Source organism: Sporosarcina luteola, assembly GCF_023715585.1.
Lineage (GTDB): Bacteria > Bacillota > Bacilli > Bacillales_A > Planococcaceae > Sporosarcina > Sporosarcina luteola_D.
In genome coordinates this window covers 20,473-33,061 of the sequence record NZ_JAMBOK010000001.1, presented here as the reverse complement: position 1 = coordinate 33,061, position 12,589 = coordinate 20,473, and the positions used below count along the sequence as shown (strand labels likewise).

Sequence of the window (12,589 nt, the reverse complement as noted above, 5' to 3'; positions counted from 1 at the left end):
ATGATTATCGGTATTGTCCTATCTATTATTATTTTGCAGAGGATCATTGAATTATTCATTGCGAGGCGAAACGAAAAATGGATGAAAGAACACGGGGCCTTTGAAGCGGGCGCATCCCATTATCCATTTATGGTAGCCATGCACGCATTCTTTTTTATCGCACTCATATCGGAGGTTTTTTACTTCCAACGGCAGATTTCCTCAACATGGCCGATATGGTTGACCGTATTTCTGACGGCGCAACTATTGAGGATTTGGTGCCTCGCTTCATTAGGGAAGTACTGGAACACAAAAATCATTGTCCTTCCGAATGCGAAGGTTGTGCGGAAAGGACCGTACAAATGGCTCCGTCATCCGAATTACATCATCGTCGCCACGGAGCTGCTAGTATTGCCGTTATTATTCAATGCATTTATTACCGCGGTCGTCTTCTCGCTACTCAATTTATGGATGATGTCTGTCCGGATTCCGGCGGAGGAACAAGCGCTTCGAAATGCTACGAATTACACCGAGGAATTTCAGCTGAATAAATGACAAAACACCGAGGGTTATGCCCTCGGTGTTTCTTTTTCTCATGTTGTGCGTGTCAACGTCTTCCCCATATACCCGAAGAGAATCGTTAATATCGGCGATAACAGGCAGAAGAATGCGAAAGGGAAATAGTCGACTGTCGAAACGCCTAACACTTTTGTTATGAAGATGCCGCATACGCTCCACGGAACGAGCGGATTGACAACTGTCCCCGCATCTTCCATGACACGACTCAAGTTTTTATTCGCAAGGCCGACCTTCTCGTATTGGGTTCGGAACGCCTGCCCTGTCAATAAAATAGATAAATACTGTTCGCCGATCAATACATTAATGCCAATCGCTGTCATTGCGGATGCCAAGATGACTGAAGACACTTTCTTCAACAGCATTTCAACCTGCGCCAACAAACTTTGGACAATCCCTAACGTGAACAGCAAGCCTCCCATGCTTAACGCGAGCAATACGAGAGCGACTGTGAACATCATGCTCTCCATGCCGCCTCGCGTCAGTAAGGCATCGACGTCCCCTACGCCGGTCGTGGAGACGTATCCGCTAAACAGGATTCCAAGGACTTGGGAAAATCCAATGCTTTGATGGAGAAATGAAAGTAAAACCGCCACTGCGGAACTGATTGCCAATGTAAGGAAGGCAGGAACCTTTAAAATCGTCAAGATAAATAAAACAACTAACGGAATGACTGTATACCAATGGATCATCCCTGTCTCGAGCAACGTTTCCTGGAACAGTGCAATCTTATCGAACTCCCCTGTCTTCACATCCGGTGATATCACTCCAAACAAGACAAATGACAAGATAAATGCCGGCACCGTCGTCCACCCCATGTTACGGATATGCTCAAACAGGTCGACTCCTACGATTGATGACGCGAGGTTCGTCGTGTCCGACAACGGCGACATTTTATCCCCAAAGAAAGCACCTGAAACGATAGCTCCAGCCGCAATCGGGAGTGACAGTTCAAGGACACTTGCCATTCCGATGAACGCAACGCCTACCGTCGCCACTGTTGTCAGGGAGCTTCCGACCGATATGCCGACGATGGCTGTGACTGCGAAGACGATTGCAAAAAAGAATGTAGGGGTTATTAAATGGAACCCTGCGTAAATCAACGATGGAATCGTCCCGCTCATCATCCAGCTGCTTATGAGAATTCCGATGAAGAAAAAGAGGAAGACTGCACCCAGGCCAGATCCAGCTCCTTCCACTAATCCCTTCTCAAGTTTGCGGAAAGGAATCCCTTTTAAAAGGCCGTATCCGATCAATAATAAAATTGAAAATAGGATTGGCAAATGAGGTACAGAATCGAGTTTAACTATACTAACAAAGATCATCGCCACGATGCCGAAAACAAGCAGGACCGATTCCCAGATCTTTGGCGAATGGATCGCTTTTATATGAAACATATTGAACTCCTCCTACTATTTAGCATAAACACTACAAAAGCGGAGGGTGGCGGTTAACTGCGACAGGCATAAGGCGGATCCGCGAAACGGCGCCTTTTGCCGTGCAGCAGAGCTGACTTATGTCCCGAGCAGTTGCCACCCGAAGTCTAGACGAAAAAAACCCCTTCCATCCCTTGGATAAGGGACGAAGGAGTTCTCCGCGATACCACCCTGTTTGACGACAGGAAAACCCGCCGTCCACTTCATTTCAATCGGAGAAAAACTATCGATGTACTTCATGCCTGCTGCTGCCTGAATTTGCACTACCCATTCAGTCTCTCTTTACTGCCCACAACAGGATTACTATGTCGACTCTCCGTTATTATTCGGTTCAAATGAATGATTATGTTAGTATATTACCAGGCTTGCCGGATAAGTCAACAGTCCATCAGTCTGATTTACGGATTATCATCAAAAAAGTTGCCATACCCGTTGGATAGACAGGTATGGCAACTCAACAATCCTATTCTTCCCAGCCGTATACTTTACGGTTCCAATGACGATGTGCAGCGACGGCATTGACAAATTCATCCCCAAATGCCCCGGTTTCTTCATTCATAATGATGCCCGGCCCCATTTCCGCATTTGACGCCTCGAAAAATACTTTTCCTGTGGAAGCAATGCCGATTGTCTTGTAATGCTTATAGGCTTCATTGATGAAATCAGAAATATCCATTGTGAATTTCTTCATATTATCTGCTTCGCCACCCACGATATATAATGCATCGTATAATGTTGGATGTACAGTCAAAAATGTTTCATCAATTTCGACCGCCAACTCATCTTCACCGTATAGGACTCCGAATTTTTCCCCGACTAGGTCAACGGTCATTCCCGCTTCATAGCAAGATGATACAACGGACTCTACTTCTTCTCCATCGAACCCGCTGCCGATCAGTACAGCCACTCTGCGTGTATCTGGAAGCTTAGCAGTCGTCAATTGGCTTAATGCAGGAGATGATTCCGTGACAGTCGATTCTTCGACATCTTTCGGAAATTCAACTCCGACAGCTTCAGCGACTGCGGTTGCCAATCCTCTATCCACATTGGCGAACATATCGACGACTTGCTGTCTGATACTCATGCTCTTCACTTTTCCGACTTCGAAGCTGAAGGCATCCACAATATGTTTTTTCTCAGTAATCGACATACTGTTCCAGAAAAGTTTCGCCTGTGAAAAATGGTCCGCGAATGATTCACTGCGCGCTTGGATTTTTCGGCCTTCGACTTTTTCTTGATAGTGGGCATAGCCGCCTTCCTCTTCCGAAGATACTGAAGGGGTATTGCCCGCCAAGGAATTTTTATGGTAGCTCACTTGGCCGACATTGATTGTCTGCCTGCCGTATCCATCACGTTGGTTATTATGGAATGGACAGACCGGACGATTGATCGGGAGTTCGTGGAAATTCGGTCCGCCCAATCTAATCAGCTGTGTATCTGTATACGAGAACAATCGTCCTTGCAATAATGGATCGTTCGTGAAATCGATGCCCGGTACAACATTGCCCGGATGGAATGCAACTTGCTCGGTTTCCGCGAACACATTATCCACATTCCGGTTCAATGTCATCTTACCGATGATTTTGACGGGCACTTTTTCTTCCGGCCATATTTTCGTCGGATCCAAAATATCGAAGTCGAACATGAATTCGTCTTTCTCTTCGATAAGCTGAACACCTAATTCAAACTCGACGAAATCGCCTCTTTCAATCGCTTCCCATAAGTCTCTCCGATGGAAGTCAGGATCTTTTCCGTTAATCTTCTGGGCTTCATCCCAAACCAATGAATGCACCCCGAGTTTCGGCTTCCAGTGGAATTTAACGAAATGCGCAATTCCTTCATCATTGACGAAGCGGAACGTATGAACACCAAATCCTTCCATCATCCGGAAGCTTCTCGGAATCGTCCGGTCGGACATATGCCACATGATCATATGTGCAGATTCCTGATTGTTTGCCACAAAATCCCAGAATGTGTCGTGCGCGGAAGCGGCTTGCGGCATTTCATTATGCGGCTCAGGTTTGACAGCGTGGATTAAATCCGGGAATTTGATGGCGTCCTGGATGAAAAACACCGGGATATTATTGCCGACGAGGTCATAATTCCCTTCCTCCGTATAAAACTTTACGGCGAACCCACGGACGTCCCGCACCGTCTCACCGGATCCGCGGCTTCCTGCAACAGTCGAAAACCGTGTAAACACGGGAGTCTTCGAACCTGGTTCTTGTAAGAAAGCTGCTTTCGTATATTTTTTCATCGACTCATATAATTCGAACTCCCCATGGGCTGCATACCCTCTTGCATGGACGACCCGCTCAGGAATTCGCTCATGGTCGAAGTGAGTCATCTTCTCACGGAAATGGAAGTCTTCCATAAGGGTCGGACCACGGTATCCGGCTTTTAATGAGTGCTCATCCTCTGAAATTCTCAACCCTTGATTCGTTGTCATTTTCTTCCCTTTGTCGTGTGATCGATATTGTTCCAATTGTTTATCTTTGCTGTTGGCATCTACAGAATGGTTTCTATCCATTTCATTTCCTCCATTCGGTTTCAGTAGTCTCCTACTCTATTCCCGTCAAGAGATTCTCCAAACAAACAGCAAATTAGCAAAATTGGCCGATGACAAAACCTAAAAATGCTAAAAGAGCTCCACACCCGAATGTCCAAATACTATAGAGAACCGTTTCCTTTCGTTGGCCGCTCCTCCATAACTGAATCAATTCTTTCATTAGCGTTGAGAAAGTCGTAAGGGCACCGGCCAAGCCAGATACAAGAAAGACTGTCCAAAGCGTTGGCAATTCAAAGCCGAAAATAAGACCGATCAGCAAAGAGCCTGTCATATTGACGACCAATGTTCCTCTCGGTATCCCTTCTTCTTTATTCAACATTGCAGCAATGAAAAATCTAAGTACTGCTCCGATAAAACCTCCCGCACCGATGACTATCGCTTCAACAACTGTCATACACTCACCATCCTGCTGCCTATCCGAATTCCGTATAGCCCTACAGTAAGGCCCCCTATAACACTAACGGCGAAATACAAGGCAGCGTGCATCATTTGACCATTTTGAATGAGGCTTACCGTTTCCATGCTGAACGTGGAAAATGTTGTAAAGGAACCTAAAAATCCAGTCGTTATCGCAGTCTGAAGTTGCTGATCAGCAGTCAGCCGGTGAATGACGCCCGCACTGAGAAGACAAAGAATGAATGTCCCTAGCAGATTGGCAGTCAATGTTCCAATTGGAAACTCCGATGACCCTTCGAGCAGGCGTCCGATCCCTATTCGGCAAATCGCTCCGATTGCTCCTGCAATACCGACAAAAAGGGCTTGTTTCATAACTCAACCTCTTTCAATAAACGGCGAGATAAAATAGTCTCAAGCAATAGCTGCTTTTCAGTCTCTCCGAATTGAATTCGGATATTTTCCTCGCCGATTCCTTTAATGACTCCTCTTCCAAACACGCGGTGCATGACGTGCATACCTACAGATAATACAGTTCTATCATAAATTCCATCCGGATCTGGCAGCGTGGACAAATCGGCTTTTTTTAATTTCTCCGATTTCCGTTCTTTGGGTTTCATCAAGATTCCCCGCACTTCATTCATAAATCTTGAATCCTCTTTCGATTTCCCGTTCGCCTCCCTGTAGGAAAGCAATTCCAACCGTTCCTTTGCACGTGTCATCCCGACATAAAATAATCGTCTTGCCTCTTCCAGCATCTGTGGGTCCAATTCATCCTCTTCGGAAGGAATGATGCCTTTCAATAAATCGATCATAAACACGCGCTTGAATTCCAATCCTTTGGCGCTATGAAATGTGGACAACGTCAAGGCATTTTCAGGGGGATTGAATTTTGCCTGTTGGACAGCTTGTTCCAAATCCTTCAAACGATTCGCAAATTCGACCATCGTTCGCACTTGAGAGGCGATGCCTTCGAGTGTATCAAGGATGCCAAGAAGATGATCGATCCGGTACCCGAATTTTGCTGCCCGGCTCTTCAAAGCTTCCTCATATTCGAGCTCATAGCGGATCATCCGGATGATTTGGACTGGACGCATATCAGGAATCCGTTTATAGACATCAATGCAAGTATCCAATTTTTCGATTTGACTGCCTTTCAATTGGACTGTTTGAACGAACGCCTCAAAAACATTGCCAGATGTCGTTTGATTCATGAACTTCGCCAGCATGTCACGTGAAATGAATAAATTCATTTTCATGGCGATTTTTGCGAAGATATCCTTTCGTTCCATATTAAAGCTGAGGCGCATGAAATTTAAAATATCTTCTACAACCCAATGGGAAAAGAATCGGTCATCCGCATCTTTCATATAGAAAGGGATCCCCCTTCTATGCAGTTCGTTGACATACATAGTGGAAGAAGAATTGTTCCTGAATAAAATAGCCACTTCCTCTAGATTCTGCTCATCCAACAATTCATATGTGACATATTCCAGAAGCCGTTTCGCGTCTTCGAATTGTTTTATGACAATCGGTCCCGACTCTTTATTTTCCGTCCGCATCTCTTTTATGTATCTATGCTTATTACGAGTGATGAATTGGGCGGCTATATCAACTATCTCTTTGGAGGAGCGGTAATTCTGTTCCATCCTGAGTAATTTTGCATCCGGGTATACTAGTTTGAAGTTCAGTAAATAAGCAGGGTCCGCTCCGCGCCATGTGTAGATGGATTGATCGTCGTCCGCTACGACGCAGAGGTTGCCATGGTGTGCAACGAGATGTTCGACTATCCGATGTTGAACGAGCGATGTGTCCTGGCTTTCATCTGTCAAAATATAGTCATACCGGGAGCGGAACTGCCGCGCAAGTTGTTCATCCATACGCAACGCCTGTTCTGCAATGGACAACATATCATCAAAATCGAGGAGGAGGTGCCCTTCCTTCTTCGATTTGAATTGTTCATAGCTCAATGCGATGGTGCCCGCCTTCTCAAACGGTGCCTCTACTTGCTCCCACTCGTTGAAAGGGATCATCCTGTTTTTCAAATAACTGATGAATGTCGATAACGAGGCCAATTCTTCTTCCGTGCCGTCTTCCCGCAGCGCTTCTTTGTAGAGGCGTTTCAGCAAAGCCGTTTTTGTAAGCGCCTGTTTCTCTTTCCCGCCGCCCTCAATCAATTCGAATGCGGCGCCCGTCTTTTGCAAGTATGTGCGGGTGATTGTAAATGCGAGGCTATGAATGGTCGAGAAATCGACTGGAGGATACTGCGGGAAAAACCGTTTGAAACGCTCTGTCATGTCACGTGCCGATGCCCGGCTGAATGTGATCGCTTTGATGCGATTCGGGTTAACATTCTTCTCCTCGATCAAATAGCCGATCCGCATGATCATTGTTGTTGTTTTTCCTGATCCTGGACATGCCAATAAAAGCAGTGGACCTTCCGTTTGCATCACGGCTTTTTTCTGTACATCGTTTAATTCTATTTGAAGTTCATTCTTTTTCCTTGTAAAAAAATCAGTCATTGCGTGGGTGCTCCTTTTGCTTACGATGTTCTTAATTTACCATACGAGCATTTTTTTGTAGATGAAAAAGAAACAACCTCTGCATTTTCCGCAGAGGTTGTGGACTAAAAGCCGCCTGATTCGAGTTTATCGTTTTGAATATCCACTTTTTCCTTCTTGCTGCCTTGATAGGCTGTGGAGGCGACTTCGTTTGTATGCCGTTGTTCATCGGTATACTCAGTTCCTGCCATTTGGGACCTATTCGTATGGTCTTTGTTTCCGGTTTTTTTGTTCATGTTTTCTTTAGACATCTTCATCGCTCCTTTTTAGGTAGTCTTTATAGGAATACCCGAAAGCGGAAGTGTTACTCATCTTTTACTTAGGGATGCCAATTGAGTTGAGTGGGTAAAATCTGAAACCGACCTTGCCAACTACGGAATCCTGATCGATGCAGCCAATTATGCGGCTATCGGTGCTGTTCCTCCGATTATCGCCCAACACGAAAAGCTGTCCGTCCGGAACAGTCACTTCAAAGTCCTCCGTCAATTTTTGATCCTCGAAAAGTCTTTCCTTATTCTCTTGAATGTAATTTTCTTCATACTCTTTTCCGTTGATGAAGAGCTTGTCGTCCTTCATGACAACCGTGTCACCCGGCAAGCCGATCACTCGTTTAATATAATCCTCTTGCGAACCCGGTGCATGGAAGACGACCAAATCGAAATGATCAAGCTTGTGGATTTTTGAAATGATGACTCGGTTTTCCGATTCAAATGTCGGCTCCATCGATTGACCGGATACAATGACCGGTGAAAATAGGAAGTGCCTGATTGCGAATACGAGTACGCAAGCGACTACAATGGCTTTTATCCAAGACAAAATTTCAGTTGTGGTTTCTTTTTTCATTTGAAAGCCCCCGATTTCACTATTTATATAGTATATAGTCTAGACCAGTGAAGGTATGAATGGTTTATTCTCAAAGAACCCGATCAACGGTGATCAAGACTCAACTTTGTTTTTCAAATGCGCGGTGCAGTTGAATAGCTCACATAGATTTTTATCATCTTGTAGTTTGACGATGGTAAGTGAGGTGTTGTCCAGATGTGTTTCATATTTTGTATCCGTGATTAGCTCATCTAATAGCCTCTTGATCAATCCGCCATGGCTGACGACCAATACCCTTTTGCCGGCATGCTTGTTTTTGATGTCCATAAGGGATTCCAACCCGCGGGAAATGATGGATTCATGCGGTTCAAATCCCATGTCCTGTTCATTCCAGTCCTTACCCCACTTCTCGAGGCGCTCCTCCTCGGTCGTCCCTTCAATAAGCCCGCCGCTGAATTCCCGTAGTCTGGCATCTTCCACAAGCTCGACATCCGGCATTTTTTCCGCAATAATTTCTGCCGTCTTCTTTGCCCTGATCAGATGGCTTGTGTAGATGACATCCCATCGCTCATTCGACAATCTGTCGGCCACACGCTTCGCCATTTCGATTCCTTCTTCGTCCAGAGGTACATCCGAATTGCCTTGCACTCTTCCTTCCTTATTCCATGCAGTTACGCCATGTCTTACAAACCCGATAATTGTCAAACTAACCACTTCCCCTTTATGGTTTCAGATTTATACAATATAGCCGAGTGAACGAAGTACATTGTTCATAAACGATTCAATGTACAAATAGACTTCCTCACGCTCGGGCTCTTGATAAAGATCATGGTACAGCCTTTTCCATTCCTTATATTGGAATTCCGAGAGCTGCTGGTTCAAAAGCCATCTTTTTGCAAACGAGGTGTCAGTAATTTTATCTTGTTCTCCCGTGTGAATCAGGACAGGTGTATCGAAAATACTTTCTTCATGATATATGATCGATTTCATCATAGCATGCAGCTCACGATACCAAGACGCGACGATTGCGGAGCTATAGTCCTGATCGTTCTGGAACTCTATGTACATATCATTGTTCTGCGTCAATAATTCTATTGTAATGTCATGATTCAATTTCATGGAACTTGAAAGCTTCGTCAGCACTCCTGAAAACTTGGATGGCTGATGCTTCAAGGAGAGCCAAGGAGAACTGAACACAAAGCCTGCGCACTCAAGCTTTTCACGTTGCAGAATATGCATGACAATCGTCGCGCCAAGTCCGTGTCCAAGCACGAATAACGGCAGATTATCCTCTAGCGCAATGTCGAGCATTTTCTTCACATGATCCACATAAGACTCAAACGGTTCATCATGGGTTCTTCTTCCGCTTTCAGAACCATGCCCTGGCAAGTCACTTGTGACGACATGGAAACCGCCGTTTCGCAGCTTTTGAATAAGCCATGCATACCGGCGATGATGTTCGTACGCGTTATGGACAATTACAACAACCGCTTTCGGCTGTCCTTCCGCTTCCCATTTCCACATGGCACTCACCTCCCCGTTATGTAAATGAAAGTTTTATGTTACGATAAATTATACATGATTTTAAGGAAAGAGGAGACGTTTCATGATTTACTCATACAATGGAAAGACACCGCAAATCGATCCATCTGTCTATGTTGCGGATTATGTGACGATAACCGGTGATGTAACAATCGGGGCAGACAGTTCCATCTGGTTCAATACCGTCATTAGAGGAGATGTCGCCCCGACGATCATCGGTGAACGGGTCAGCATCCAAGATTTAAGCTGTCTGCATCAAAGCCCTGGAAAGACGTTAGTAATTGAGGACGATGTGACAGTTGGCCATAAGGCACTCTTACATAGTTGTGTCGTCCGTAAAGGCGCGCTTATCGGAATGGGCTCCATCATATTGGATGGAGCGGAAATCGGTGAGGGAGCATTCATCGGTGCGGGCAGCCTCGTCCCGCCAGGCAAGAAAATTCCGCCGGGCTGCCTCGCTCTCGGTTCACCCGCAAAAGTGGTTCGCGAATTGAATGAAGAGGACCGGGCTGATATGGAACGGGTCTTGAACAGCTATATTGAAAAAGGACGGATTTACAAGGATATGCAAAAGTAAAAAGCGAAGTGGCGGTTAGCCTGCGAAAGCCGTTACGGAGAACGGCTTTTGCGAGCACAAGCGAAGCGTTGCGAGCACTTGCGAAGCTTTTGCGAGCACAAGCAAAGCATTGCGAGCACAGTGTAAGGTCGCCATACGAAGCTGGATTAAATAGGGCGGGTGCTGCTCGATGTCGAGCGGCACCTTTATTTATTTTTAGACACCACTAAGATGATAATACTCACCAACGCAACAAATGCCACTATACCTATGAGAGCCACAAATAATAAGCTAAACGCCATTTTGGAATCCCCTGCCCCTTAATTCTAGTTATATAATAAACGCTATGAAACTGGTTAGGTTCCCTTCTGTATCCACTATACTCTAGTTCTCGTTTTTCCCCGGCAACTTTTCGTTCTTCTCGAAAGAGTTCTCGTTCTCGCCAAAAAACTTCTCATTCCACAACTAAAAAGGAAGCGTGGGGGTTTCCACGCTTCCTGATTTCACATTATCAAACAGTCATTCCAGCTTTCTCAATCAATTCAGCCGCTTTGTCCGTCTGCTCCCAAGGGAGTTCAACGTCAGTACGTCCGAAATGGCCGTAAGCTGCAGTCTGTTTGTAAATTGGACGGCGTAGGTCGAGCATTTTAATAATGCCTGCCGGGCGTAGATCGAACAGCTCGCGCACGATTTCCACAAGCTTGTTTTCCTCTACTTTGCCTGTTCCAAATGTATCGATTGAAATCGAAACCGGTTTTGCAACACCGATTGCATAGGCGAGTTGGACTTCACAACGATCTGCGAGACCTGCAGCAACGATGTTCTTCGCTACATAACGTGCAGCATAGGATGCAGAACGGTCGACTTTTGTCGCATCTTTACCTGAAAATGCACCGCCGCCGTGACGCGCATAGCCTCCGTATGTGTCAACGATGATCTTTCTACCCGTCAAGCCGGCATCCCCTTGTGGTCCGCCAATAACAAAACGGCCAGATGGGTTGATGAAGTATTTTGTCTCTCCATCCAATAGCTCGGAAGGGACGACTGGATAGATAACATGTTCCTTTATGTCATTTTGAATTTGCTCCAAAGTGATATCAGGGTGGTGTTGAGTGGAAATAACGATTGTGTCAATCCGCACCGGTTTATTATCCTCATCGTATTCCACCGTCACTTGCGTTTTCCCGTCAGGACGCAAATAGTCGAGTGTGTCGTCTTTCCTGACTTCAGCAAGCCTGCGTGAAAGCTTGTGGGATAAACTGATCGGCATCGGCATCAGCTCAGGCGTTTCATTGCAAGCATACCCGAACATCAGTCCTTGGTCACCCGCTCCGATAGCTTCAAGCTCTTCATCACTCATTGTTCCTTCGCGTGCTTCAAGTGCCTGGTCGACGCTCGCAGCGATATCCGATGACTGTTCATCAATGGATGTCAATACAGATGACGTCTCCCAGTCGAATCCGAATTTCGCTCGCGTATAGCCGATTTCTTTCACCGTGTCCCGTACAACCTTCGGGATGTCTACATACGTTGTTGTCGTGATTTCCCCGATGACGAGTACGAGTCCTGTCGTGATTGTCGTTTCACACGCTACACGCGCATTCGGGTCTTCCTCTAAAATAGCGTCCAAAATAGCGTCAGAAATCTGATCGCACATTTTGTCCGGATGTCCTTCTGTTACCGATTCAGAAGTGAATAATCGGCGATTTGTCATTGTGGTTTCCTCCTTAACGTCTTGCAAATATTGATACGGTACTCTAATTGTCCCAGTAAGTTCAGCGCCTAGAGAGTCGACGTCAACATACACAAGGATTAAGGGCCTGTTAGAATCAATAAAAAAACCCTTCTCTCACGTAAATACACATGAGGAAAGGCATAATTTCAAAAGCAGCACCTTTCACTCTTATCGTCCAAGGAATTTAACCTTGCTCCAGGTTTGGCACCTTCTCGCGGCCATTAATGGTCCACGCAGGTTGCCGGGCTTCATAGGGCCTGTCCCTCCGCCAGCTCGGGATAAGAGTATCCGTTCAATAAACAATCCTACGAAAAAGTCTGCACTTTGTCAAACATTTTTAGACATATGTACTTGAGTTTTTCATTAGTATAGATTATTATTCTAAATGTGTTATACTATTTACGAAATGTGATGATACCC

General features: G+C 45.5%; 12 protein-coding genes and 1 riboswitch. Of the genes, 2 read left to right on the top strand and 10 right to left on the bottom strand.

What is annotated here, in order from left to right; all coding sequences use genetic code 11:
- On the top strand, positions 1 to 534 hold the full coding sequence (locus M3193_RS00255; protein WP_251623598.1) for an isoprenylcysteine carboxyl methyltransferase family protein: 534 nt from the start codon (positions 1 to 3) through the stop codon (positions 532 to 534).
- 38 nt (positions 535 to 572) lie between these two features.
- Here M3193_RS00255 and nhaC read toward each other — a convergent pair whose 3' ends face one another.
- The 9 genes from nhaC to M3193_RS00210 form a co-directional block, all read right to left on the bottom strand.
- Positions 573 to 1,952, bottom strand: a complete 1,380-nt coding sequence (gene nhaC, locus M3193_RS00250; RefSeq protein WP_251623595.1) for a Na+/H+ antiporter NhaC — start codon at positions 1,950 to 1,952, stop codon at positions 573 to 575.
- 502 nt (positions 1,953 to 2,454) lie between these two features.
- The gene (locus M3193_RS00245) at positions 2,455 to 4,521 is read right to left on the bottom strand and encodes a catalase (RefSeq protein ID WP_251623593.1); all 2,067 of its coding nucleotides are present in this window, start codon (positions 4,519 to 4,521) and stop codon (positions 2,455 to 2,457) included.
- Between the two features lie 73 nt (positions 4,522 to 4,594).
- On the bottom strand, positions 4,595 to 4,954 hold the full coding sequence (locus M3193_RS00240; RefSeq protein ID WP_251623591.1) for a fluoride efflux transporter FluC: 360 nt from the start codon (positions 4,952 to 4,954) through the stop codon (positions 4,595 to 4,597).
- The gene (crcB, locus tag M3193_RS00235) at positions 4,951 to 5,328 is read right to left on the bottom strand and encodes a fluoride efflux transporter CrcB (protein ID WP_251623589.1); all 378 of its coding nucleotides are present in this window, start codon (positions 5,326 to 5,328) and stop codon (positions 4,951 to 4,953) included. The genes M3193_RS00240 and crcB overlap by 4 nt, the downstream gene beginning before the upstream one ends.
- Complete coding sequence (locus M3193_RS00230; RefSeq protein WP_251623587.1) at positions 5,325 to 7,475, bottom strand: ATP-dependent helicase; 2,151 nt, start codon at positions 7,473 to 7,475, stop codon at positions 5,325 to 5,327. The genes crcB and M3193_RS00230 overlap by 4 nt, the downstream gene beginning before the upstream one ends.
- Before the next feature lie 104 nt (positions 7,476 to 7,579).
- Positions 7,580 to 7,765 (bottom strand): hypothetical protein, encoded by a 186-nt coding sequence (locus M3193_RS00225; RefSeq protein ID WP_251623585.1) that lies wholly within the window; start codon positions 7,763 to 7,765, stop codon positions 7,580 to 7,582.
- A gap of 64 nt (positions 7,766 to 7,829) precedes the next feature.
- Positions 7,830 to 8,357 (bottom strand): signal peptidase I, encoded by a 528-nt coding sequence (gene lepB / locus M3193_RS00220; protein ID WP_251623583.1) that lies wholly within the window; start codon positions 8,355 to 8,357, stop codon positions 7,830 to 7,832.
- A 93-nt stretch (positions 8,358 to 8,450) separates the two neighbouring features.
- Positions 8,451 to 9,050, bottom strand: coding sequence for a histidine phosphatase family protein (locus tag M3193_RS00215; protein WP_353056350.1), 600 nt, complete (start codon positions 9,048 to 9,050; stop codon positions 8,451 to 8,453).
- Positions 9,051 to 9,071: 21 nt separating this feature from the next.
- Complete coding sequence (locus M3193_RS00210) at positions 9,072 to 9,860, bottom strand: alpha/beta hydrolase (RefSeq protein ID WP_251623579.1); 789 nt, start codon at positions 9,858 to 9,860, stop codon at positions 9,072 to 9,074.
- An 82-nt stretch (positions 9,861 to 9,942) separates the two neighbouring features.
- On the opposite strand from M3193_RS00210, the gene M3193_RS00205 reads away from it, so the two are divergent.
- The gene (locus M3193_RS00205) at positions 9,943 to 10,455 is read left to right on the top strand and encodes a gamma carbonic anhydrase (protein WP_251623578.1); all 513 of its coding nucleotides are present in this window, start codon (positions 9,943 to 9,945) and stop codon (positions 10,453 to 10,455) included.
- A 490-nt stretch (positions 10,456 to 10,945) separates the two neighbouring features.
- Here the strand turns inward: M3193_RS00205 and metK are convergent, their stop codons facing one another.
- Positions 10,946 to 12,148, bottom strand: a complete 1,203-nt coding sequence (metK, locus tag M3193_RS00200) for a methionine adenosyltransferase (protein ID WP_251623577.1) — start codon at positions 12,146 to 12,148, stop codon at positions 10,946 to 10,948.
- A gap of 186 nt (positions 12,149 to 12,334) precedes the next feature.
- Positions 12,335 to 12,454: riboswitch (SAM riboswitch) on the bottom strand.
- Between the last annotated feature and the right edge of the window lie 135 nt (positions 12,455 to 12,589).